This is a genomic window from Paenibacillus sp. 1-18 (assembly GCF_000520755.1).
GTDB classification, from domain to species: domain Bacteria; phylum Bacillota; class Bacilli; order Paenibacillales; family Paenibacillaceae; genus Paenibacillus; species Paenibacillus brasilensis.
The window spans coordinates 1-23,448 of the sequence record NZ_ASSB01000250.1; the positions used below are offsets into that span (position 1 = coordinate 1).

The 23,448-nt window shown below is 49.7% G+C and carries 20 protein-coding genes and 2 pseudogenes; 17 read left to right on the plus strand and 5 right to left on the minus strand.

Features of this window, described 5'->3' with window-relative positions:
• From L693_RS32465 to L693_RS0115820, 4 genes and pseudogenes are all read left to right on the plus strand, one after another.
• Positions 1 to 178, plus strand: a pseudogene (locus L693_RS32465) (STM4014 family protein); the annotation flags it as partial.
• Complete coding sequence (locus L693_RS0115810) at positions 171 to 953, plus strand: STM4013/SEN3800 family hydrolase (RefSeq protein ID WP_025718160.1); 783 nt, start codon at positions 171 to 173, stop codon at positions 951 to 953. The pseudogene L693_RS32465 and the gene L693_RS0115810, both read left to right, overlap by 8 nt.
• Positions 954 to 1,021: 68 nt before the next feature.
• On the plus strand, positions 1,022 to 2,449 hold the full coding sequence (locus tag L693_RS0115815) for an STM4012 family radical SAM protein (protein WP_025718163.1): 1,428 nt from the start codon (positions 1,022 to 1,024) through the stop codon (positions 2,447 to 2,449).
• A complete protein-coding gene (locus L693_RS0115820) occupies positions 2,446 to 3,309 on the plus strand; it encodes an STM4011 family radical SAM protein (RefSeq protein ID WP_025718164.1) in 864 nt (287 codons plus the stop codon). The genes L693_RS0115815 and L693_RS0115820 overlap by 4 nt, the downstream gene beginning before the upstream one ends.
• Before the next feature lie 150 nt (positions 3,310 to 3,459).
• Here the strand turns inward: L693_RS0115820 and L693_RS0115825 are convergent.
• The 4 genes and pseudogenes from L693_RS0115825 to L693_RS0115840 form a co-directional block, all read right to left on the minus strand.
• A pseudogene (locus tag L693_RS0115825) lies at positions 3,460 to 3,738 on the minus strand (YxcD family protein).
• Positions 3,739 to 3,741: 3 nt separating this feature from the next.
• Positions 3,742 to 4,197 carry a hypothetical protein gene (locus L693_RS0115830; protein WP_025718166.1) on the minus strand — a complete coding sequence of 152 codons (456 nt, stop codon included), beginning with the start codon at positions 4,195 to 4,197 and terminating at the stop codon, positions 3,742 to 3,744.
• 156 nt (positions 4,198 to 4,353) lie between these two features.
• Complete coding sequence (locus L693_RS0115835; protein ID WP_025718169.1) at positions 4,354 to 4,926, minus strand: PadR family transcriptional regulator; 573 nt, start codon at positions 4,924 to 4,926, stop codon at positions 4,354 to 4,356.
• A 272-nt stretch (positions 4,927 to 5,198) separates the two neighbouring features.
• The gene (locus tag L693_RS0115840) at positions 5,199 to 5,762 is read right to left on the minus strand and encodes a beta-class carbonic anhydrase (protein WP_025718170.1); all 564 of its coding nucleotides are present in this window, start codon (positions 5,760 to 5,762) and stop codon (positions 5,199 to 5,201) included.
• A gap of 257 nt (positions 5,763 to 6,019) precedes the next feature.
• Here L693_RS0115840 and L693_RS0115845 point away from each other — a divergent pair, with 257 nt between their 5' ends.
• From L693_RS0115845 to L693_RS0115865, 5 genes are all read left to right on the plus strand, one after another.
• Complete coding sequence (locus L693_RS0115845; RefSeq protein ID WP_025718172.1) at positions 6,020 to 7,537, plus strand: carboxypeptidase M32; 1,518 nt, start codon at positions 6,020 to 6,022, stop codon at positions 7,535 to 7,537.
• A gap of 130 nt (positions 7,538 to 7,667) precedes the next feature.
• On the plus strand, positions 7,668 to 8,741 hold the full coding sequence (locus L693_RS0115850; protein ID WP_025718174.1) for an ABC transporter substrate-binding protein: 1,074 nt from the start codon (positions 7,668 to 7,670) through the stop codon (positions 8,739 to 8,741).
• On the plus strand, positions 8,738 to 9,550 hold the full coding sequence (locus tag L693_RS0115855) for an ABC transporter ATP-binding protein (RefSeq protein WP_025718176.1): 813 nt from the start codon (positions 8,738 to 8,740) through the stop codon (positions 9,548 to 9,550). The genes L693_RS0115850 and L693_RS0115855 overlap by 4 nt, the downstream gene beginning before the upstream one ends.
• Positions 9,551 to 9,558: 8 nt before the next feature.
• On the plus strand, positions 9,559 to 10,395 hold the full coding sequence (locus L693_RS0115860) for an ABC transporter permease (RefSeq protein WP_025718178.1): 837 nt from the start codon (positions 9,559 to 9,561) through the stop codon (positions 10,393 to 10,395).
• 109 nt (positions 10,396 to 10,504) lie between these two features.
• Positions 10,505 to 11,461: an aromatic acid exporter family protein gene (locus tag L693_RS0115865; protein ID WP_025718180.1), complete on the plus strand. Its 957-nt coding sequence runs from the start codon at positions 10,505 to 10,507 to the stop codon at positions 11,459 to 11,461.
• 25 nt (positions 11,462 to 11,486) lie between these two features.
• Here the strand turns inward: L693_RS0115865 and L693_RS0115870 are convergent, their stop codons facing one another.
• Entirely contained in the window at positions 11,487 to 12,800 is a 1,314-nt protein-coding gene (locus L693_RS0115870) for an amino acid permease (RefSeq protein WP_025718182.1), read from the minus strand.
• Positions 12,801 to 12,915: 115 nt separating this feature from the next.
• Here L693_RS0115870 and L693_RS0115875 point away from each other — a divergent pair, with 115 nt between their 5' ends.
• The 8 genes from L693_RS0115875 (at position 12,916) to hfq (ending at position 23,158) form a co-directional block, all read left to right on the plus strand.
• Entirely contained in the window at positions 12,916 to 13,812 is an 897-nt protein-coding gene (locus L693_RS0115875) for a LysR family transcriptional regulator (RefSeq protein ID WP_025718184.1), read from the plus strand.
• A 126-nt stretch (positions 13,813 to 13,938) separates the two neighbouring features.
• Positions 13,939 to 14,496, plus strand: coding sequence for an outer spore coat protein CotE (locus L693_RS0115880; protein ID WP_025718186.1), 558 nt, complete (start codon positions 13,939 to 13,941; stop codon positions 14,494 to 14,496).
• A gap of 136 nt (positions 14,497 to 14,632) precedes the next feature.
• The gene (locus tag L693_RS0115885) at positions 14,633 to 15,865 is read left to right on the plus strand and encodes a putative amidoligase domain-containing protein (protein WP_025718188.1); all 1,233 of its coding nucleotides are present in this window, start codon (positions 14,633 to 14,635) and stop codon (positions 15,863 to 15,865) included.
• 107 nt (positions 15,866 to 15,972) lie between these two features.
• Positions 15,973 to 18,792, plus strand: a complete 2,820-nt coding sequence (mutS, locus tag L693_RS0115890; RefSeq protein ID WP_025718189.1) for a DNA mismatch repair protein MutS — start codon at positions 15,973 to 15,975, stop codon at positions 18,790 to 18,792.
• Between the two features lie 61 nt (positions 18,793 to 18,853).
• Positions 18,854 to 21,064 (plus strand): DNA mismatch repair endonuclease MutL, encoded by a 2,211-nt coding sequence (gene mutL, locus L693_RS0115895; protein ID WP_025718190.1) that lies wholly within the window; start codon positions 18,854 to 18,856, stop codon positions 21,062 to 21,064.
• Positions 21,065 to 21,076: 12 nt separating this feature from the next.
• Complete coding sequence (locus tag L693_RS0115900; protein ID WP_025718191.1) at positions 21,077 to 21,928, plus strand: class I SAM-dependent methyltransferase; 852 nt, start codon at positions 21,077 to 21,079, stop codon at positions 21,926 to 21,928.
• Positions 21,912 to 22,892, plus strand: a complete 981-nt coding sequence (gene miaA, locus L693_RS0115905) for a tRNA (adenosine(37)-N6)-dimethylallyltransferase MiaA (protein WP_025718192.1) — start codon at positions 21,912 to 21,914, stop codon at positions 22,890 to 22,892. Before L693_RS0115900 ends, miaA begins: the two co-directional genes overlap by 17 nt.
• Before the next feature lie 20 nt (positions 22,893 to 22,912).
• The gene (gene hfq / locus L693_RS0115910) at positions 22,913 to 23,158 is read left to right on the plus strand and encodes an RNA chaperone Hfq (RefSeq protein WP_025718194.1); all 246 of its coding nucleotides are present in this window, start codon (positions 22,913 to 22,915) and stop codon (positions 23,156 to 23,158) included.
• The last annotated feature ends 290 nt before the right edge of the window (positions 23,159 to 23,448 follow it).

The window sequence follows — 23,448 nt, forward strand, 5'->3', positions numbered from 1 at the left end:
CGCTGGACTGGATGTACTGGTTCCGGCTCATGGCGGTCGTCCCTACGTTTTGGATGTAAATCCATTCGGTGACTTGCTGTATCGGGTGCAACATCAGGGCTGGAATCCGTATGAATGGGAAATGCTCCAGCTCATCAATAGAAGTGCGGCTTTGAAAGGAAAGACTAATGATGACTGATATGAATCAAATTGTCGGCTCTCATGATATTGTCATGGTTACGCTTGATACGCTGCGATATGATGTAGCGAAGCTGGAGGAAGAGAACTGTCCGAATTTATGCGGCTCCGGACCGTGGGAAAAGCGCCATACACCCGGCAGCTTTACCTATGCCGCACATCATGCTTTTTTTTGCGGATTTTTGCCGACTCCTGCGAATCCGGATAAAGCATCACACATCCGGTTGTTTCATACAAAGGACACAGGACTGCGAACGCATCCATACACCTGGCTGTTTGATGCTCCGGATATTGTATCCGGGCTGGAAAACGAGGGCTATCGAACCATCTGCATCGGTGGCGTTATTTTTTTTACGAAGAAAAATAAGCTGGCCAAGGTGCTTCCTGGGTATTTTCAAGAAAGCTACTGGCGTATGACCTTTGGTGTTACAAATCCCCGTTCGACGGAGCATCAGGTGAATCATGCCTTGAAGCTGCTGGAAAAGGCAGACCCGGCACAGCGCTTGTTTTTGTTTCTGAATGTATCAGCGATCCATGGACCTAATCATTATTTTGTAGAGGGTTCTGTTAAGGATTCAGTGGAGTCTCAGCGAGCGGCCTTGCGGTATGTGGATGGGCAACTTGGCCGCTTGTTTGATGCTTTACGGAAGCGGGGCAAGACGTTTTGTATGGTTTTTTCAGATCATGGCACGGCTTATGGTGAGGATGGCTACGAAGGGCATCGTCTGGCGCATGAGGTAGTATGGAATGTGCCTTATCGCGAATTTATTTTGTAAGGTCAAAGAAATATAAATTGCACTGGTAAAATGCAAAGAAATCAATCCAGCGCGAGGAGGGAGCAGAAATGAAAGCCATAAATCCGAATCATCCGCACCCAACAGGAGCAACTACCGATACCCTCTGGGGAAAGGATGTGATCTCGGCAGCTCCCAGGTTATCGTGGCCTGAGAATCCTGCTGAATGGGCACGCACGATCCGTGAGGCTCCCTACCGCTCCTACTTGTACTCTTATCCGCACAAAACGGCTTATCGAGCGTTTGATACACCGTTTTCATTGCGGGAGTTATGGGAGAAAGAGGAGCTGGAGAACTACTTTTTGTATATGCATATTCCGTTCTGCGCGGCTCGCTGTGGATTTTGCAACCTATTCACCTTGCCGGACAAGCGGCTGGATGTACATAAGGAGTATGTGGATGCGCTTGAAAGACAAGCCCGGCAATGGGCGCCTATGATGGGCGGACGGCCTTTTTCGCGGTTTGCAATCGGGGGAGGTACACCGACTCTACTGGAGGCACCTTTGGTCGAACGCCTGTTTAACATTGCAGAAAATATAATGGGGCTAGACCCTAAGCGTGCTTCTATTTCGGTGGAAACCTCTCCCGATACGGTGACTGAGGATCGGCTGGAGGTGCTCAAGCGCCGTGGGACAGATCGTGTCAGTATGGGAATCCAGAGCTTTGTAGAATCAGAGAGTACAGCCATTTATCGACCTCAGAAGCCTAAGCTGGTGCGTGAAGCGCTTGCGCGGCTGGTGGAATATAATTTCCCTCTGCTCAACGTAGATCTGATCTATGGACTGCCTGGTCAAACGCTGGAAACCTGGCTATATTCTCTGGAAGAAGCTCTGTCTTACTCGCCGGGAGAGATTTTTCTTTATCCGCTATATATTCGAGAAAATACGATTTTGAAGCCGGGTTATACCGGGCTGGAGCATGATATTCGCCTAAGCTTGTATGAAGCGGCACGTGAAAGACTTAAGCAGGCAGGATATATACAATATTCCATGCGCCGTTTTGCTAAAAATGAGGGTGCGTCTGACAAGGAGCTTTTGCCATATAGCTGTCAGGAGGAAGGCATGGCTGGTTTGGGTTGTGGTGCTCGCTCTTATACGCGCAATGTACACTATGCGAGTCGGTACGGTGTTAGCGCGGCAGCGACTCGCAGTATTATCGCAGATTACGTTGCTGCGGAGCGTCATGATCTGGCAGACTACGGATTTATTTTAAATGCGGAAGAAAGCAAACGGCGTTTTATTCTAAAAGCGCTTCTTCATCGGGAAGGCTTGAACTTATCAGCCTACGCTGAGCGCTTTGGTGTATCTCTGTCTGATGATTTTACAGGAATGTCGTTGCTGCTGGAATCGGATATGGCGGTCGTTGAAGAGGGCATACTGCGACTCACGGAGGAAGGGATGGCCTATTCTGATGCGATTGGGGACTGGATGATCTCCACGGCTGTACGTGAACGCATGGAAGGGTATGAAGGAGCATGAGAGCAACCCTTTATTATCGTGGTTCGTTGACCTCCTGCAACTATGCTTGTCCTTACTGTCCGTTCAGCAAAAACGTGGATAGTCGGGAGACGTTGGACAAGGATAGGGCCCAGTTGGAGCGTTTTGCCGATTGGGTGCGGGAGCAGGGGGCTTTGGGACATCAACTTTCCATTTTTTTTAATCCGTATGGAGAAGCCTTGATTCATTCCTGGTATCGCAGGACCATGATTGAATTTTCCCATATGGCGCATGTGGAAAAAGTGGCAGTACAGACGAATTTATCGGCTAAGCTGGATTGGGCGAAGGAACTGAATCCGGACACTGCTGCGCTGTGGGCTACATATCACCCTGGAGAGACAAAAGAGCAAGCCTTTATATCACAGGCTATGAAGTTATATGAACTTGGTATTTCCTTTAGTGTCGGTACAGTCGGATTGAGACAGGCATTTCCGGCTATTCGTTCCTTACGATCGCAACTTCCAAAGAATGTTTATATATGGATCAACGCCTACAAGGATCGACCCCATTATTATACGGATGCTGAGGTGGATGAATTGGCCGCAATCGACCCTTATTTTCAATGGAATTTGCAGGATTACAGCAGTCAGGGGCGAGCATGTCGTGCCGGAGAGGAAGTATTTTATGTTCAAGGCGATGGACGTGTAAAGCATTGCTATCAGGATCGACGTGTAATTGGGCATCTGTACAGGGATGGTTTGGAAGGTCTTAGCGCCAAACGCCCGTGTAGGATGAAAGAATGCGGCTGCTATATCGGCTATATTCATATGGAGGAGCAGCCTTTTCGGGAAATGTACGGTAGTGGCTTGCTCGAAAGGGTGCCGCGGGTGCAGGTAAGGTGAATTTGACTTCCCGATTTCAGATAAATACTGGAGTCCCAAGCTATAATAACGAAACGAGTACTAAAAAAAGAACCGATCCTTGCATTAAGCAAAGGTCGGTTCTTTTATTTTTATAACGTGCTTAATACGACTATTCTGTGTGATATACGTTTAGGTTTGGACAATTGCTGTAATTTCCTCATCCAGATCCAGTCTGACTTGCTCGCGGTAAGCGCGAATATTGTATTCAGAATGCAGGTAACGGAGGATAGCCTCAATCATATTCGCCTCTACCAAATACTGACTGCGGCCCTGTACATGAACCTCAGCCGTATAGCCTGTGTCCTCTTCCCAGCTTAATTCTACAACCACATCGGTGGGCTAAACGCCCTTGCGTTCAGCCATATGCAGACAAATCGCGTTAATAATTTCGTCCATACTCAAAATCATAGCTTAGTAACGGCCTCCACGAGAGTCATCAGGTCTGCGGCGATTTTTGACGGCTCGGTAGATACCTACACCAACCATGATCAGGACGTATATGGCAAGAACGTTGACGGCAAGGCCGAGCAAGCTGCCCAGTGCACCCATGTTGCCGAACAGTCCGCCAAAGAGCATGCCTGCCAAGCCACCCAGCATCATACCTTTGAGGAAGCCGCCGCCACCGCCGAGGAATCCACCGGTTCTGCTTGTGTTGCCCGCAGCTGCACTGGATTTGGTTCCGCTATCAGACTTATTGATGCCGCTGCTGTCAGTCGCCTTGCTTGGTGTAGATTGATAAGATCTTGGTCCGGATTTAAATCCGCCACCTCGCCTTGCATCAGCTGTAGATGGTGCAATCATAGCAATCAACAATGTAAAAGCCATCATCAGCATCATCATATTTTTCAAAGTAAATGCCTTCTTCATGTAAATATAATCCCCCTCAGCAATTTGGTTTGTTATAGGTCAAACAACCGCTTACCCGTAATACGAAATGAATGGAAAAGGGTTTCAAAGAATTTGAACATTTTAAAATTTAAAGATGACGATACCTAAATCCTATGCCTAGATTGACTAATGCATTCAGCCTTGCGATTTAAGCGCAAACGGATTGGTGTCCGGTCTGACGTCCCCGGCAAGCAGCATGCGCAAAACCAACTGGCACCATTCCAAGCCTGCTTTAGCGTTCATAAGCCCTTTTTGCACTAAAATGTAGTCACCGAAGTGCTTACTGCCAAAATGTAAATCTTCCGCGGGAATGCCCTCCAGTATATCCTCCAAATGCCGGATTTTCTGAATGAAATGGCGTTTGCGTTCCTCCAGCATGCGGTTGGCACTGCTTTTGTCCGTCAACCAAAGGCAGAACAGTCGAAGACTTAATTCATCCCGTGTAACCGGAGCGGCCACTGATTCCTGGGACCATTGCTGAAGCATATGGATTCCCTTGTCGGTAATGGTATACATTTTTTTATCAGGCTTGTCGGACTGTTGAATCCATCGGGAGGCTAGCAGTTCCTTGCTTTCCATGCGGGCCAGCAGCGGATAAATCTGGCTGTGCTTGGCCTGCCAAAAGGGCTGGATACGCAACATCAGATCATAACCGGAGGATTCCTCTCTGGCGAGAAGCCCCAACAGACCATACGATAGTAAATTCATCGATTCTTATCTCCTTCATCCATTATAGTAATGGTTGTAACAGCTGTGTGGCAGATATTCTGCTGCTTCATAAAAAGTGTACACTGAAACTGTATGGTTTGACAACTTTCACACAGACCGTCCATAGGGTAGCTCCAAATAGCTCAAACATTTGGCACGTATATATACTTTTTTTTATAAAAAAGGGTAGTTTAAGATCGTAAATACGATCTTAAACTACCTAGATAACATTCAGTCTTGGCTTTGCTGTTACCCCATTTTAGAGGGAAGGTTTACTGCTGATGCCCGTCAACCACAAGCGTTAATTCTCCAGTGTCCGGGTGAATGACCATTCCGTGAACAGGTGTATTGGGTGGGAGAAGAGGATGGTTTTTAATAAGCTTTACAGTACTTCCGACCCCTTCTTCAATATTGTCAAAACCTTTCAGCCATTTGTTCAGCTTGATTCCCGAATTTTCCAGCGTATTCAGCACTTCTTGCGAAATACCGCGATCCAGCATTTCATTGACCATATGGTCAGCGTTCAGCGCAGCCATACCGCATTCATAGTGTCCTATAACCAGAACCTCGTCCGCTTCAAGCTCATACAGGGCAACCAGTACGCTACGCATTACACTTCCAAAAGGCTGGGAGATGATTGCACCCGCATTTTTGATAATTTTGACATCGCCGTTGCGCAGATTCATAGCTTTGGGCAGCAGCTCGGTGAGCCGAGTATCCATACACGTTATGATGACCATTCTTTTGTTAGGGAACCTGCCCGTACGATAGGCCTCGTATTCTTTGTTTTCTACGAAAACACGGTTGTACTCCAAAATCTCTTTGATGTGATCCACGGTTGTTCCCTCCGTATACAATTTATTTTTGGTTCATGATTGACGATAGACCAGCATGGAAGAAGCCTAATTCCGGTCCGCACAGGCCGTAAATCAGGCTTTACTCCTTCATTTATATGTACTGGCTGGCGTCTTTAAAGTGTGCACCAGAAGCTGGTCGTGCATGTTGTGTGTTGATTATACTTTTTAAAATCATTATCATCAAGTATAAGCTTTTTAAAGTTTTATCCATTTTTAGTTAAAGAGGTGACTCAATGATGGAGCAACAGACGTTGGATCAATTGACGGCATTAAAGGAACTTTCCCACAAAATCAGTAGTTATGGCGAGGCTGTAGGGCTGCTGCACTGGGATTTGCGCACAGGTGCTCCACGTAAAGGTGTTGACATTCGTTCGGAAACGCTGGGTATGCTGTCCACTGAAATGTTCAAGCTGATGATTTCGGATGAAATGGGACAATTGCTGCAATTTTTTGCCGCAGAGGACAAACTGGAGCAATTGGAGGACAATGATCGCAGATTGGTAGAGGAATGCCGTAAAAATTATGATCTGAATCGTTCAGTTCCGGCAGACCGTTACCGAGAATACAGCATTCTTGCTGCGCAGGCAGAGAGCAAATGGGAGGAAGCCAAGGAACATAGCGATTTTGCCGGATTCGAACCGTATCTGTCGAAAATCGTTGATATGAAGCGTGAATTCATCGGTTACTGGGGAATCAAGGACACGGAATATGATACGCTCTTGGATCAATATGAGCCGGATATGACAGTAGAGAAGCTGGATGCCGTGTTTGATCGGCTTAAAAAGCGTCTTGTACCGCTATTGTCCAAAATTCAGGCTTCACCCAACCAGCCAGATAAGAGCTTTCTGGACGGTGTGTTTGATGTAAAGCAGCAAGAGAAGTTCAGCCTGTTTATTTTAGGGCAAATGGGTTATGACTTTGACGCAGGTCGTTTGGATGAAAGTGTACATCCTTTTGCAACAGGATTAAACCCGGGTGATGTACGCATAACAACACATTATCTGCAAGATGATGTGACCAGTGCTATCTTTAGCTCATTGCATGAAGGCGGTCATGCGCTGTATGAGCAAAATATTGCCCCTGAGCTGGCAGGCTCGCTTCTGTCTGGAGGAACCTCCATGGGGATTCATGAATCCCAGTCCCGGTTGTGGGAAAATAAAATCGGACGCAGTCGCGCTTTCTGGGATCGATATTACGAAGACTTGCAAAAGCATTTTCCTGATCGCTTGGCGAAGGTTACGGCAGAGCAATTCTACCGGGCCGTTAACCGTGTGGAAAATTCATTAATTCGGATTGAAGCGGATGAGCTGACATATAATTTACATATCATTATCCGCTATGAAATTGAAAAGATGTTGTTTAATGAAAAGCTGGATGTGAAGCGCCTTCCAGAGGTGTGGAATGCGAAATATAAGGAGTATCTGGGGCTTCTCCCACCCAATGACGGGCTGGGCGTACTTCAGGACGTTCATTGGTCCGGCGGTGATTTCGGCTATTTTGCCTCTTACTCGCTTGGCAATATGTATGCGGCGCAAATTTTGGCGACGTTGTGTAAGGAACTGCCAAACCTGGATGAACTGGTTGCTGCTGGAGAGCTTGAGCCGATCAAGCAATGGCTGACCGAACGGATATACCGTTATGGCAAGAGCCGGACGCCGTCTGAGCTGATCGTAGCCATTACGGGTGAGGATCTGAACCCGGATTATCTTGCCGACTATCTGGAAGAAAAATATACATCCATATACGAGCTGTAATGTGATCCGATATGCATCTACCCCGTGTTCCTGGGCGAACGCGGGGTTTTTGTATGCGATTAACCATTATATAGACAGTTGCATAACAATATATGAAATCAACGATGTAAAAGGTGGGGAGGGAACAAGGATGAAAACCGGCGCTCGTTGCAAAACTGTGGTGGCTGCGGTACTGCTCGGATTGCTGCTGCTCAGCGGGTGCGCACCCAAGGGGGAGCAGGCGATTGAGATTAGACTGGGTGAGGTAGCCCGCACGGTCTTTTATGCGCCGCAGTATGTAGCCTTGAGCCAGGGGATGTTTGCTCAGGAGGGACTGGATGTCCAATTAGCGACCATTCCAGGTGGGGATAAGGCGATGACGGCGCTGCTGTCCAATCAGGCCGATATCGCGCTGATCGGCGCGGAAACATCCATTTATGTGTATCAGCAAGGGGCAGAGGACCCCGTTATTAACTTTGCCCAACTGACACAGAAGGACGGGACGTTTTTGTTTGCTCGTCAAACGCAGGGTAGCTTTAACTGGGAAAAGCTGAGAAAACAAAATTTTCTGGGGCAACGCAAGGGCGGAATGCCACAAATGTCGCTGGAATTTACGCTGCGCAAGCACGGCATTGATCCTCATCAGGATCTGAAGCTGATTCAAAATATTGATTTTGCCAACGTGGCTACTGCATTTGGCTCTGGTACAGGGGATTATGTGCAGTTGTTTGAGCCACAGGCATCTATTTTTGAAAAGGAAGGCCGTGGGCGGGTAGTTGCCTCTATCGGTGTGGAGAGTGGTGAACTGCCGTATACGGTATATATGGCTAAACAAAGCTATCTGAACACAAATGCCGAGACCGCGCAAAAATTTACAAACGCTGTATACCGGGCACAGCAGTGGATTGCTACACATTCACCTGGACAGATTGCCGAGGTGATTACCCCCTATTTCAACGATACAGAATTGGCGGTTCTGACGAGCAGTATCAAGCGTTACAAGGAACAAGGTACCTATGCTTTGAACCCAATCATTGAGGAAAAGGAATGGAAGAATCTACAGGATGTCATGGCCTCGGCGGGAGAGTTGAAAAGTCCCGTTGCACTGGATAAGCTGGTGAATTCGAGCTTTGCACGGCAGGCAATTGAAAACACCGGTTCGTCTGCGAAAGTGAGCACGACCGAAGCTGCGGATGCAGATGCCGACACTGGAGGTTCGCCATGATCGGGGACCGAAGTACTCCTCCTTCGAGTGTAACAATTCCGATGGTGAGGCTGAAGCAAGTAACACATGTGTATGTAACGGATCGAGAAGCTTCGCTGGCGGTTGAGCATATCGATTTTTCCGTAGCGACAGGGGAGTTCGTCAGTTTGGTCGGTCCGAGCGGTTGTGGCAAAACGACGATTCTGTCCATGATCGCCGGGCTGCTTCGTCCAGCAGCAGGCCAGGTGCTGCTGCAAGGACAGCCGGTAAGCGGCCCGAGCCAAGAGGTCGGCTATATGCTCCAGCAGGACTATCTGTTTCCGTGGCGGACGATTATGGATAACGCCTTGTTGGGTTTGGAGCTGGGCAAGAGGGTTGATGAGGCTTCGCGCGAGCGGACACAGCTGCTGCTGAAGAGCATGGGCCTGGAAGGTAAGGAGCATCTGCATCCGTCTCAGCTGTCTGGAGGAATGCGTCAGCGTGTGGCGCTGGTGAGAACGCTGGCGACCAATCCAGGACTCCTGCTGCTGGATGAGCCGTTTTCTGCGTTGGATTATCAGACCAAGCTGGAGCTGGAAGACCTGATTGCCGAAACCTTGCGTGAGCGGAGAAAGACGGCTATTTTGGTTACACACGATTTGGCTGAGGCGATCGCGGTCAGCGACCGAATTATTGTGCTGGGCCGCAACCCAGGCCACATTCGGCGTACTTTCGAAATTCCGCAATCCATTCGAGAAGCTCAACCTTTTTATGCACGCGAGCAGCCGGGCTTTAATGAGCTTTTTCATGAAATATGGGGTGAACTGGAGGCTTCGGGAGCAAAGGAGTGAGTTAAACCATGAGGGATGAAGCGGATCGGCTTGATGAGCGGCGCTGGATTCAAGAACTGCATCATGAGTATCGGCGTGGCAGACGTTCGCAGCGGCGACTGGTGACAGGTGTACAGACAGCTATTTTATTGTTTTTATTTGTACTATGGGAAATCGCGGGCCGGATGAAGTGGATTGATGTACTGTTGTTCAGCTACCCAAGCAAAATCTTCTCTCAGATTGGCAAGGATGCGGTCAGCGGTGAGCTATGGGGGCATGTCGGTGTTACGGTGGGAGAGACCATGGCAGGTTTTTTACTCGGAACGCTGTTAGGCACACTGCTGGCTGTGCTTATTTGGTGGTCACCTTTTTTGTCAAAGGTACTGGACCCCTATATGGTTGTGTTCAATAGTATGCCCAAGGTGGCGCTGGGACCGATTTTTATCGTCATGTTTGGGGCGGGATTTACGGCGATCCTCATGACGACTCTTTCCATTACCGTCATAATTACAACCTTGGTCGTGTATAACAGCTTTCAGGAAGTCGATTCGAATTTGATCAAAGTCGTTCGTACGTTTGGGGGATCGCGGCGCGATACGTTCCAAAAGGTGATTTTACCTGCATCCTTCCCCGCTATCGTCTCTACTCTGAAAGTGAATGTCGGTATGGCATGGGTTGGTGTGATTGTTGGTGAATTTCTGGTCGCCAAAAACGGGCTGGGCTATTTGATCATTTATGGTTTTCAGGTATTCAATTTTACGCTCGTGATGTCCAGTCTACTGATCATTGCCATCGTAGCTACACTGATGTATCAGGCGGTTGTATATGTGGAGCATCGTCTGTTGTCCGGTCGTCCTCACCGGTAAAATAAAATTTCTGAACATTTGTGTAAAACGTGAAAATAAAGTACCATGAAAATGAAAATACTAAAATTTTATGAAAACAGATTTCAACTAGAGAGGACAGAATTTTTTCATGGGCTTTCGTACAATTAAAACGGCTATTGCCGCATTAATGGCAGTACTCATTGCGGATGGTTTTGGCATTCATGGAGCTACATCGGCAGGTCTTTTGGCTATTTTGGGGGTGGATGTCACACGCAAGAGAAGCCTCCGTACCATTTCGGCGAGATTTTTTGCATCCGTTGTGGGGCTTCTTTTTGCTTGTGTTTTATTTGTTGTTTTCGGATTCCATGATTGGGTTCTGGCATTATATATTTTGACGGCGTTCCCGGTCATTGTACGAGTAGGTTTTAAGGAAGGTATTGTCACGGGATCAGTTGTCGTTTTCCGTGTATTCAGCGGCGGTGTGATTGATATGGAGGTGCTTCTGACCCAGCTGGCCTTGCTGGTAATAGGACTGGGCTCCGCCATGGTCGTCAATTTGGCCTATATGCCGCGTTCAGATAACACGATGCAGCAAATTCGGCAGGAGGTTGATCGGAAGTTTTCCGTGATATTCACAAATATGGCCAATACGCTGCGCAGTCCGGCATACATATGGGATGGCAAGGAAGTTATTGAAGCGAACAGCGTCATCGCCAAAGGGGTAACTGAGGCGGGGCGTTCATTGGAAAATCAGATGCTTCGTCCCCAAGAGGGCTGGAATGTGTATTTTTATATGCGCAGGGAGCAGCTGGATTCGATTCAGAACATGATGCAGCTGATCGCGCAAATGTATCAGCACATGCCGCAGGCCAAACTTTTGGCCGAGCTGTTCGACCAGCTTAGCCATGACGTTTTGGCCGGTTATTATACGGGGCAGACTGAGAAGCTGCTGCAACAGGTTCGTGAGGAATTTAAAGAAATGGAGCTTCCCGCGACACGGGAGGAGTTCGAGATTCGTTCGGCACTATTGCAGCTCACGCATGAGCTGGATCAGTATTTGAAAATCGCCAAAAAGGACAAGGCCCCTACTCCGGTGAAAAATTAGAGTAAAGGCCTTAAACGGCTACTGTCTAATGATGGACAGTGGCCTTTTCTTGTTCAGTAATGGCAGAGGCTGTAATCGACAGGGTGCGTTTGCGCCGAATACGTCCTGTGATCCATAAGGTCATGCTGATCAGGCAAGGGTACAGCATGGCCCACCCGACAAAGGGAAAAACAACCGCTGTTGAGATGAATGACACTGAGCTGATGGCGACACCCCAGCGACTGCCCCGTAGAAGCTTAATTCCCGCTGCACAGCCACCTAGGTAGGTCAGAATGAAGGTAGCATTCGGGAACTGGATGAGGCTGGTAAGTGAAATGGCGCCACTACTGTACAGTGACATAATGATCACGAAGCAAACGGTAAGAAAAGTGATGCCCCCGATAGGGGTATGGAAACGTCGGGATAACATGCCCATCCAGCGGAAGGCGTGTCCTTGCCGGGATAAAGCAAACGCAACGCGTGATGCGGCACCAGCATAAGCGATAATAGTAGCCGTACAAATAAAGATACCTGTCAAGCCCGCGATTACCGCGCCCCATGGACCGATAGCCCGGCTGATCACCCATACAAGGGAAGCATCTGAGCCTCCGGCAAGATAGCTTTGTGTCCCGACTGTAGCCAGTGCGGTCAGAAAATAAAGCAGCCCGACGATAACGGCTGCAATGGTTACACCTTTAACAGCGGCCCGCTGGGGATTGGCGAATTCCTCTGACATATGGGAGACGGCCTCCCAGCCGATGAAGCACCAGAACAAAATCGCGGCCGCCTGACCGACAGGGAGCCAGCCATGAGGAGCGAAGGGTATGAAGTGTACGGTTTTCATTTGTGGAAGTGCTGCGGCAATGGCGAATATCAGGACAGCGACGATAGCAATGACGACAGCAATCTGAATGCGTCCGGCGACCTTCATGCCGATCCAGTTGATCACCAGCCCCACAGTCAGCATGGCAGTGGCCAGCAAAATGCGGCTTTCCTCTCCCCAGCCCATGGCAGCGGTCATATAGCCAGCTCCGGTGAGCGCGGCAACTGGTGCCCCAATCGGAACGGACATGAGAAAAAACCATCCAATATAGGCACCGGCACGTGGTGAAAAGGCCAGCGTGACAAAATGCGATACCCCTCCTGCATTCGGGAATTTGGCGGATAGAAGACCCATAGACAGTGCCATAGGCAGGATGAGCAGGGTCATAAAGCCCCATGCCAGCAGTGATGCCGGTCCCGCCATTTGGGCGGCAAGACCGGGTACAATCAATATCCCCGAACCCAGCACAGCTCCGATATAGAGCGCAATGGCCTGCGGAAGACCAATGGTGGATTGCAGTTTGTGTTCATTTGACATGCAAAAAATCCTTCTTTCTCTTGTCATTTCCTTCAGCTTATCAGATAATCAATCTATCGGAAAAACGGAATATAATGATAGATTGCATCGGAAAAATCGATTGAAGGAGCGGATTATGGAATCGCGCCATTTGTTTACGTTTTTAAATGTAGTTGAAGCCGGCAGTTTTACACGAGCGGCGCGTATATTGGATTATGCACAGTCGAGTATCACTGCTCAAATCCAAACGCTGGAAACCGAGCTGGGTACGCCACTGTTTGACCGTATTGGCAAGAAAATCATGCTGACGGATGCTGGACGGCGTCTGTTGCCCTATGCGCAGGAGATTTCTAAGATGCATGCCATGGCCAAGGATGCGCTTTGTTCAGAAACGGAGCTAATGGGTACGCTGAAAATTGGAGCGCCAGAGTCGCTGGCTGCTTTTCGGTTACCGGGCCTGATTCGTGAGTACAGGGAGAGATATTCGAGGGTTAAAATCGTACTTAAACCCGGCGAATGCTGGGAATTACGCGACATGGTCCGCTCCGGCGAGCTGGATTTGGCTTTTTTGCTTCAGCCTGAGACGGAGGACAGGGAGCTGCATGTAACTACCCTCATCCACGAGCCGATGGCATTGGTCGCGCCACTTAAGCATTCGCTGGCTACTTATACAAGGGTAGAGCCTGGCGATTTGAAGGATGAAACCATTTTACATACGGAGTCTGGCTGTACGTACCGTATTCTTTTTGAGCAGTATTTGAATAGACACGGTATTTTTGCGGACCCGAGTCTGGAGTTTTGGAGCATTGAAGCCATCAAGCAGTGTGTCATGGCAGGCTTGGGGATTGCGCTGCTTCCGCTCGTTACGGTACAAAATGAGCTGCGTGAAGGGAAAATGGCACGCTTGGCGTGGGATGACAGTGAGCAACAGGTGGCTACCCAGGTCGCTTATCACACGAAAAAGTGGAAATCCCCGGCTCTCAGCGAATTTTTACAGATCGTAGAGCAGCATGTAGCACATTGGCGTGCATGAGTTCAAGCCATCGCGGCATAAGCTTATACAAATAATATTTTTTCCTTTTCGCCTATTCACTCAACATTCGCCCACAACCTGCATACATATGTATGGAATGATTGATTGTATGGAGGAGGTTCAAGAATGGCATTGAGTCATAAAAATCGTAGAGAGATTATTACTAAAGCGATCTGTGGAAAAGGTCGCAGATTCTCTACCGTAACCCATACCGTAACTCCGCCCAATAATCCGACCAGCATTTTGGGGGCATGGATTATTAACCACCAGTATGAAGCTGTGGCGGCTGGGGACGGCATTGAGGTCGTCGGGACGTATGACATCAATATTTGGTACTCATACGATAGAAACTCGCAGACCGATGTGGCTAAGGAAACGGTGTCGTACGTGGAAAATGTGCCGCTTTCGTATCTTGATCCGAAGCATCGGGCTTCAACAGTGGAAGTATCCGCCGAAGCTACCCAGGAGCCGAGCTGTGTTGAGGCCAGTGTATCTTCCGGGGGCGGCAGCGTAATGATCCGGGTCGAGCGGGAATTTGCGGTGGAGCTGGTGGCGGAAACGAAGATTGTTGTGGAAGTATTCCCGAATGGCAGCAGTGATGATTTTGAGAAGGATTATGATTTTGGAGCGGAAGAAGGGGACTATGAGGAGCTCGACCCCGACCTCATTGACGACGAGCTCTGACGGAGGTAAACAAAAAGAGGGCCGCTTTACTCTTTGCGCCGGCTGAATCTGCGCAGGGGGCAAAGGCCCTCCTTTTTGTTGTTGTGCAGACATAATACATACGTAAGCCATATATGAGCCGTAGGGAGGGAGCACGATGCAGCAGCCGGGGCAGGCGCTCAGACGCTTTAGACAAATGCCGAATGATGAAAAAAAGGGTAGATTGGAGCGTTCGGGAATTTCGGTTCGTTGGCTGGATGGCAGCACAGCAGATTTTACAATAGGCTATGCAGTGCAGATCCATCAATTGCAGGTGCTGGAAATTCGAAGACGTACCATTGAAGGACGTTCCGAAGTCCACGCATATGATCCGTCTGCGCTGGATCGTAATTCACAGCTACACATTCGGATGGAGCGACTGGCAGTGCGTGCGCTGTACACGCTTGGTCTGGACAGCGGCGAGGTGGTGCTGACGCTGCTGGGGGAGCGCAGCTGTCAGGTGCGTGATGTTACGGCACAGCCATGGCTGAACGATAGACGATTGGATGCGCTTTATGAAGCTGCAGCGCGTGAAGAAGAGGTTCAGGAGGAGGGCTTTCTAGCAGAAAGCAGGACAAATCGACTGCTGATCGGCATGGACCCCGAATTTTTGCTGGTCCGAATGCCAGAGGGGCGGATTGTTCCGGCCTCAAGGTATTTGAGCCGTACTGGCGTGGCAGGTTGCGATGCTGTATCACGCCGAGGACGGACGCTATATCCAGTGGCTGAACTTCGTCCTGCCCCGAGTGGCGATCCGACTCTTCTGTTGAAGCATCTGCGTCAAGCTTTTGCAACAGCAGCCAGGCGCATTGCCGACCGAACGCTCATCTGGCAGGCAGGGGGGATGCCACAACCGGGCTTTCCGCTCGGCGGACATCTGCATTTCAGCGGAGTTCCGCTGAACGGGGCGCTGTTGCGGACGCTGGATAACTATTTGGCATTGCCTTTGGCGCTGCTGGAAGACAAGCGTGCAACCCGTCGCAGGCCTCATTATGGCAATTTGGGCGATTTTCGCCGTCAATCGTATGGGGGGTTTGAATATCGAACCTTGCCCAGCTTTCTTGTTTCACCTCAGCTGGCAAAAGGCGTGATAGGAATGGCTTTTCTCATCGCATCTCAATATCCGCGTCTGCAGCGCAAACCGCTGGGGGAGGAGGAGGCTCATCGAGCCTTTTATGAAGGAAACCAGATTTTACTTAAAGAGTATATGGAGCCTCTTATTCCCGATATCGTTTCACTAGAGGTATATCCGCAATATGAAGCTTATATCGGGCCTTTGCTGGATAGCCTCCGCAAGGGAAAGCAATGGGATGAGTCGCGGGATCTGCGCCCATTTTGGAAGCTTTCATAAAAGTAGCCGGCGACGACCGGGATGCTTTCATGTTATCGACTGTCATTTTTGCTATAATGAAAGTTATTACTCGTTTAGACGGAACAAAGTGTGGGGGTTAGCAAACGATGTCCAAATATACACCGATGATTGAGCAATATTTATCTATAAAAGAGCAGGCCAAAGATGCATTTTTGTTTTTCCGCCTGGGAGATTTTTACGAGATGTTTTTTGATGATGCCATTCTTGCATCGAAAGAGCTGGAAATTACACTTACCGGCCGTGAGGGTGGCGCCGCGGAAAAAATTCCGATGTGCGGCGTGCCTTATCATTCGGCGGAAAATTACATACAGCGCCTTATTGAGAAGGGCTACAAGGTAGCCATCTGTGAACAAATGGAGGAAGCCTCAGCTACAAAGGGGATGGTGCGGCGGGATATCGTCCGCGTTGTGACTCCGGGTACAGTAATGGAAGGCAAGGCACTGGGCGACAAGTCCAACAACTACATGGTATGTGTTACGGAGACGGACGGGATGCTGGCATTGGCAGCGTGCGACTTGTCAACAGGTGAGCTGTATGTGACCTCCGTGCCGGATTCAAAAGAATGGTTACTGGATGAAATTAACATTTACGAGCCGTCCGAGATGTTAGGGGATGGTCACCTGCTCGATTTCGTGACTTCCCGTCTGTCACCCGTTGGACGGCGAGTTGTCTATACGGCTTGGGACAAATCCAAGGACGATCTTGTGCGGGACCAATTCGGCGAAGCCACGTGGGCAAGGCTTACGGAAGAACGCAGACAGTGTGTATCACGTCTGATTGCTTATTTGAATGAAACGCAAAAAAGATCGTTAGGCCAATTGACCCAAATCTCAGTGTATGAGCCGAATCACTTTATGATCCTGGATCCATTTACCCGTCGCAACCTGGAGCTGGTGGAGACGGTCCGCGAGCGCTCCAAGAAAGGCTCGCTGCTGTGGCTGCTGGATCGGACGGAGACATCAATGGGAGCGCGTCTGCTGCGCCGTTGGATCGACAAGCCGCTGCTGAACAGCCATATGATCGAGGAACGGCTGGAGGCGGTGGACAAGCTATACCACCAGTTCATTTTCCGTGAGGATGTGCGTGATCAGCTCAAAGAGATTTACGATCTGGAGCGCTTGGTTGGACGTATTGCCTTTGGTAGTGCTAATGCACGCGATCTGGTCGCGCTTAAGCTGTCGCTGGCCCGGATTCCGGCATTGCGCGAGCTGTGCGCTGAATCGCCCTCACAGACGCTGAGAAGGATAGCGCAAACGCTGGATAGCTGTACAGATCTATGTGCGTTGATTGAGGAGGCGGTGGCGGATGAGCCGCCAATCTCCGTGAGGGACGGTGGAATCATTAAGGAAGGCTACCATCAGCGTCTGGATGAGCTGCGTGAGGCGAGTGTGAATGGCAAGCGCTGGATCGCCGAGCTGGAGGCCAAGGAACGTGCAGCAACTGGCATCCGGTCGCTCAAGATCGGATACAACAAAGTGTTCGGTTATTATATCGAGGTGACCAAATCCAATTTGGCTTCATTACCGGAAGGTCGGTATGAACGCAAACAGACGCTGGCGAATGCGGAACGATATATTACACCAGAGCTGAAGGAAAAGGAATCATTGATTTTGGAAGCCGAGGATAAAATGGTCGACCTGGAGTACACGCTTTTCTCCGAGCTTCGCAGTAAGCTGAACGCGGAAATTCCCCGTCTGCAAAAGCTGGCAGAGCAGGTGGCTGAAATTGACGTATATCAGTCGATGGCATCCGTGAGCGCGGAGCGCGGCTTTGTGAAGCCTGAGCTGACAACGGGTTACGATTTCGTGGTTGAGCAGGGACGGCATCCCGTCGTGGAGGCTGTAATGAAGGATGGCAGTTTTATTGCCAACGGTACCGCACTGGAGGAAGCGGATGCCCATATTTTACTGATCACCGGTCCGAATATGGCTGGTAAAAGTACGTATATGCGTCAGGTCGCACTTATTGCAATTATGGCTCAAATTGGTTGCTTCGTCCCGGCTGCACATGCTAAAGTGCCGATGCTGGATCGTATTTTCACACGTATCGGCGCAGCGGATGATCTCATCGGCGGGCAAAGTACGTTTATGGTGGAAATGGCTGATATCCAAGTGATGACGGAGAAGGCCACTCCACGAAGCTTGATCATCATTGATGAACTTGGACGCGGTACGTCCACCAGTGAGGGGATGGCGATTGCACAGGCGGTCATCGAATTTGTCCATGACACCATTGGCTGTAAAGCGCTGGTGTCTACGCATTTTCATGAGCTGGCTCATTTGGAGCAAAGTCTGTCTTCGCTGCGGAATTACTCCATGGCCGTACAGGAAAGCGGCGACAAGGTGAACTTCCTACGTAAGCTCATACAGGGAGCAGCTAGCAGCAGCTACGGCATTTATTGTGCCCGGCTGGCAGGTTTGCCAAGTAACATTATTGAGCGTGCAAATGGGCTGTTGCATGGCTTTGAGCAAGCTGCAGCTCAAGTAACGGCGGGCACTGAGACCATAGCGGGAGCGAAGGATGGTACAGCTCATCGTACACTCGCTGGGACAGAGGCTGTTTCGTCTGTGAACAAGGACAATGCAGCCCAGGCTTTGCGTGAAAAGGGAGCGGTTGTATCACAGACTGAGTCTCTATCGCAGCAGGCCACCCTTGTAAAAGAGGATACTGCGCAGGCTACGGAAGATTCCAGCGCATTAGAGCAGGGAGCAAACGGAGTGATACAGCTGTCTATTTTCGGAGAGCAGGAGCTTCCCCCGGTTAAGTCGCAGTCAGATACGGCTGAGACTAATCCGGTTGTGCGCCAAATTTTACGCAAGGTGAAAAATGCTGATGTCATGAACATGACTCCCTTGCAGGCGATGCAGCTGTTAAATGACTTGAAAAACAAGGCCAACGGCCTGTAGTAAAAAAATTGACCAGTTTAAATTTTTTCATCACACTTTAAAGTCAGGAGGAGTTCAGAGGATGTCAAAAATTCGGGTACTGGATGAGCATATTGCGAACCAGATTGCTGCTGGAGAGGTCGTGGAACGTCCGTCCTCCGTCGTGAAGGAGCTGGTGGAAAATGCGATTGATGCAGGCGGTACACGTGTGGACGTGTGGGTAGAGGAAGGCGGATTGCAAAGTATCCGGGTTACGGATAACGGCAGTGGCATTGAGCCTGAAGACGTGGAAACGGCGTTTTATCGCCATGCGACCAGCAAAATCGGACATGGCCGCGACCTGTTTCAGATTACGAGTCTGGGCTTTCGGGGCGAAGCGCTGCCGAGTATCGCCGCTGTATCGAAAGTGGAGCTGCTTACGGCAGCCGGAGATGACGGGCGCGCGCGTAAATTGGTGATCGAGGGCGGCAAGCTGGTACTGCACGAGGATGCAGCCGCCCGCAAAGGGACGGATTTTACCGTTCGGGAGCTGTTTTATAATACGCCGGCACGGCTGAAATATATGAAAACGATCCAGACAGAGCTTGGTCACATTTCGGATGTACTGTACCGAATGGCACTCTCGCACCCGGAAGTGGCCTTTACCTTGCGACATAACGGCAATACATTGCTGCAAACGCTGGGCAATGGTGATCTGCTGCAGGTGATTGCCGCGATTTACGGAACTTCTGCGGCGAAGTCCATGCTGCCGCTGGAAGGAGAGAGTCTCGATTACCGTATAAGCGGCTTTGTCAGCCGTCCGGAGTGGACCAGATCGAATAGGAATGCGATTTCAACCGTAGTGAATGGGCGGTTTGTACGCAGCTACGGGCTCAATCAGGCGTTGTTGAAGGCTTATCATACCTTGTTGCCAATCAATCGTTATCCGCTGGCTGTGATCCAACTGGAGATGCACCCTTCATTGGTGGATGTTAACGTTCACCCCGCCAAGCTGGAGGTGAGGTTCAGCAAGGAAGCCGAACTGTTTCAGCTGGTTGAGGATTCGGTAAAAGCTGTTTTAGGCCAACAGGTGCTGATTCCTAAGGCTGTCAAACGCGAAATCGGCGGCAAGGATAGTGGCTCGTTCGTACAAGAGCAGTTCCATTTCTCGAAGGTACATGGTACTGGACATGGTACTGGATACGGCACGGGAAATAATCCGGAAGATTCTGCTTCTTCCGGCGAAGACCGGGGGCAGGCACAGCCGCTTTCCGGGGCCTCGCAAAAGGGACAGGACCCGCTTCAATCCAATCGCTTGAGTGGAAATGAAGAGAACCGCAGAGTTAGCCCGGAACGTGAACAGCGTCCTTACTGGGATGACGCTCCTGCTATTGATCGGGCAAAGGCTCTTTCAGGGACAAATGTCAGCGATGAAGAGCTGGATGCAGATTTTGTGGATGAAAACAATGGAAGCGGGGGCGTGTCACTTCCTGATTCTGCTATGCAGTCTCCCGGTGCTCAAGAGATGCAAGGCGATGGGGCTGTAATGGGCACATCTTCAGAATACAGCGGAGGCGTTCAGGAAACGGCTGCTTCTGCTGCCTATCATGCTTCTGTGTCTCCAAGTGCGGGAAACGCTCTGGATTCACGCCATTTTGCCGACCAGAAGCCTCAGTCACGGCTGAATGCTGAGCAGTTGGCAGCGGTGTCTGGTGAAGCTCCCGAGCTGCCCGCTTTTCCTGAGCTGAATTTGATCGGTCAGCATCACGGAACTTATCTTATCGCGCAGAACGATCAGGGCTTGTATTTAATTGATCAGCATGCTGCGCATGAGCGGGTCAATTACGAGTTTTATTATGAAAAATTCGGCAATCCCGAATCTGTATCGCAGGAGCTACTCCTGCCGATTACACTGGATTTTACGCCTTCCGAGACGGAAAAGCTGAAAACGAGGCTACACTGGTTTGAACAGGCGGGAGTGTATTTGGAGCATTTTGGCGGTCAAACCTTCCGTGTCACCTCTTATCCATACTGGCTTCCCAAAGGGGAGGAAGCGGATGTCATTGAGGAAATGGCCGGATGGGTACTGGAGGAAAAGGCCATTGATCTTGCCAAGCTGCGCGAGGCAGCTTCAGTTATGTGCTCTTGCAGAGCTTCGATTAAAGCCAACCAGAAGCTGACCGATCGACAGGCCGTCGTTCTGCTAGAGCGTTTGGCAGCGTGCAAACAGCCATACACTTGCCCTCATGGGCGTCCTATCGTCGTTTCCTTTTCCACGTATGATTTGGAGAAATTGTTTAAAAGAGTAATGTAAGGGAGTATAAATATGTTGCAGGATTGGGAAAACCGTGAAGAAGAGAAGCAGACGAGGCTTCGTGAGAAGCAAGCTGAATTACTGGTGACGACGGGAGATTCTCCCTCGGCTGAGGTTGTGCATCGAGCGGAGCTGCTTGCAGCCGAGCTGGGGGTGCTCTACGCCCCCCGCCGTGGCATATCGGTAGCTAAGCTAATCGCTGCACATAGAGTCCATCAGGCTCTGGTACTGGTGCAGGGCGGAGTGAGGCTGATTGGCCCGGAACAGCCACCGATGGCTTTTCACCCGAGTATGGGCTTCATTCGTGCTAAACGGGTATTAAAAGGTGAGCCTGACCCGATGTTGACTGCCGCCAGGCTCGTTCCGGGCGATACTGTGCTGGATTGCACCGCAGGACTTGGAACGGATTCCCTTCTGTTTTCAATTGGAACCGGAAGTTCAGGACAGGTAACTGCTGTGGAAAGCTCTTTCCCCGTCTATGCATTAATAAAGGGCGGAATGAGACATTACCGTTCCGGTAATTCTGCGGTGGATAAGGCCTTTTCCAGCATTGATGTTCGTTTTGATCATCATCTGCACTATTTGCGAAGCTTGCCGGATCGCAGTATAGATATTATTTATTTTGACCCGATGTTCCGCGATCCTTTGCTCGATTCCAGCGCAATCGGTCCCTTGAGAGGATTGGCTAACCCGGACGCGCTAGATGAGGAAAGTATTGTTCAGGCCAAGCGGATTGCACGGAAAACAATTGTATTGAAGGAAAAACGGGGCAGTGGGGAATTTGCCCGCCTCGGCTTCCATGTGGAGCAACGGGGCACAACGAAAACAGTGTACGGAGTGATTGATATTGACAGCGGCATCTAAGCCTAAACTACTTGTTCTTGTTGGCCCGACTGCAGTCGGCAAGACGAAACTGAGCATTGAGATGGCACGACAATTTGATGCGGAAATTATTTCCGGCGATTCCATGCAGGTGTACCGTCATATGGACATTGGAACAGCCAAAATTTCCAAACAGGAAATGGAAGGAATCAAGCACCATTTAATTGATATTCATGAGCCTGAATACCCATATTCAGTAGCTGCATTTCAGGAAGATTGCCGTCGCCTCATACCGGATATTCATGCTAGAGGAAAATTGCCGTTTATCGTAGGCGGAACAGGTTTATATGTGGAATCGGTCTGCTATGAATACCGGTTTTCCGAGGTGGGAGCAGATGAAGCATTTCGTCAGGAACAGCTTGACTATGCCGACCAGTTTGGAGCCGAAGCGCTACATGCCCGACTACAGGCGGTTGATCCCGAAAGTGCACGTCGTTTGCACCCCAATGACCGTCGTCGTGTCGTTCGGGCATTGGAAATTTACCATGTTAGCGGAACGACACTCAGCTCGCAACTGGCCAGTCAAAAAAAGGAATCTCCCTACCAATTGTGCATCGTAGGTTTGACAATGGATAGGCAAATGCTTTATAAACGTATTGAAGACCGAATCGACGGGATGCTCGATCAAGGGCTTGTTGCTGAGGTAGCCTCCTTAATGGAACGGGGAGTGCGAAGCGATGCCATCTCCATGCAAGGTCTAGGCTATAAAGAGATATCCTCCTGCCTGCGGGGAGAGGTGTCTTTGGAAGAAGCGGTGACTTGGCTAAAACGGGATACGCGTCATTTTGCGAAGCGACAGCTCTCGTGGTTTCGCCATATGAAGGATATCCAGTGGGTAGATGTCACTGATTTCGGAAATTTTTCTGCTCTTGCAGCCCAAATACACGAAATCATAGCAGGAAAGTTCCGGACAGACCTTGAATATACTTCAAAACAATCCAAATGATTATTGGGGGTACGGCTAAAATGAACAAGTCTATTAATATCCAAGATACGTTTCTGAATCAATTGCGCAAGGATTCTATACCTGTCACGGTATACCTCATCAATGGATTTCAGGTGCGGGGAACCATTAAGGCCTTTGACAACTTCACAATTGTTATCGACTCCGATGGGAAGCAACAGCTGATTTACAAGCATGCTATATCCACCTTTTCACCGCAACGGAATGTATCGCTTGTACAGCAACAGGATAATATCAGCGAAAACTGATTAGGGCTTGACGGTCGCCGGGATTGATGAAACTTTTCGAGCGTCCGTCTCGTCTAACTGTATAGGAATGTGACCGGGAGCAACCTGAACAGGGTTGTTCTTTTCATTCCGTTTTGATTTGATGCTGCCGACAGAAAGGTACACGTTCGGCAACGTATGATTATTCGCGAAAGGGAGTCAGGGGAATGCCAAACGATTCATTGTCCAGGTCCGGCAATCGCAATAGAAACACACCTAAAGAGAAGCCGAAGGGCAAAAAAAAGAAAATTACAGGTAAGCGAATTGGGTGG

What these genes read in the sequence shown, in the direction of transcription:
- L693_RS0115830 (WP_025718166.1), bottom strand. Translation starts at nt 4,197, where the DNA reads ATGAAGAAGGCATTTACTTTGAAAAATATGATGATGCTGATGATGGCT.
- L693_RS0115855 (WP_025718176.1), top strand. Translation starts at nt 8,738, where the DNA reads ATGATCGGGGACCGAAGTACTCCTCCTTCGAGTGTAACAATTCCGATG.
- L693_RS0115865 (WP_025718180.1), top strand. Translation starts at nt 10,505, where the DNA reads ATGGGCTTTCGTACAATTAAAACGGCTATTGCCGCATTAATGGCAGTA.
- L693_RS0115845 (WP_025718172.1), top strand. Translation starts at nt 6,020, where the DNA reads ATGGAGCAACAGACGTTGGATCAATTGACGGCATTAAAGGAACTTTCC.
- L693_RS0115810 (WP_025718160.1), top strand. Translation starts at nt 171, where the DNA reads ATGACTGATATGAATCAAATTGTCGGCTCTCATGATATTGTCATGGTT.
- L693_RS0115815 (WP_025718163.1), top strand. Translation starts at nt 1,022, where the DNA reads ATGAAAGCCATAAATCCGAATCATCCGCACCCAACAGGAGCAACTACC.
- L693_RS0115850 (WP_025718174.1), top strand. Translation starts at nt 7,668, where the DNA reads ATGAAAACCGGCGCTCGTTGCAAAACTGTGGTGGCTGCGGTACTGCTC.
- L693_RS0115880 (WP_025718186.1), top strand. Translation starts at nt 13,939, where the DNA reads ATGGCATTGAGTCATAAAAATCGTAGAGAGATTATTACTAAAGCGATC.
- L693_RS0115885 (WP_025718188.1), top strand. Translation starts at nt 14,633, where the DNA reads ATGCAGCAGCCGGGGCAGGCGCTCAGACGCTTTAGACAAATGCCGAAT.
- L693_RS0115875 (WP_025718184.1), top strand. Translation starts at nt 12,916, where the DNA reads ATGGAATCGCGCCATTTGTTTACGTTTTTAAATGTAGTTGAAGCCGGC.
- L693_RS0115870 (WP_025718182.1), bottom strand. Translation starts at nt 12,800, where the DNA reads ATGTCAAATGAACACAAACTGCAATCCACCATTGGTCTTCCGCAGGCC.
- L693_RS0115835 (WP_025718169.1), bottom strand. Translation starts at nt 4,926, where the DNA reads ATGAATTTACTATCGTATGGTCTGTTGGGGCTTCTCGCCAGAGAGGAA.
- L693_RS0115860 (WP_025718178.1), top strand. Translation starts at nt 9,559, where the DNA reads ATGAGGGATGAAGCGGATCGGCTTGATGAGCGGCGCTGGATTCAAGAA.
- mutL (WP_025718190.1), top strand. Translation starts at nt 18,854, where the DNA reads ATGTCAAAAATTCGGGTACTGGATGAGCATATTGCGAACCAGATTGCT.
- hfq (WP_025718194.1), top strand. Translation starts at nt 22,913, where the DNA reads ATGAACAAGTCTATTAATATCCAAGATACGTTTCTGAATCAATTGCGC.
- L693_RS0115900 (WP_025718191.1), top strand. Translation starts at nt 21,077, where the DNA reads ATGTTGCAGGATTGGGAAAACCGTGAAGAAGAGAAGCAGACGAGGCTT.
- L693_RS0115820 (WP_025718164.1), top strand. Translation starts at nt 2,446, where the DNA reads ATGAGAGCAACCCTTTATTATCGTGGTTCGTTGACCTCCTGCAACTAT.
- mutS (WP_025718189.1), top strand. Translation starts at nt 15,973, where the DNA reads ATGTCCAAATATACACCGATGATTGAGCAATATTTATCTATAAAAGAG.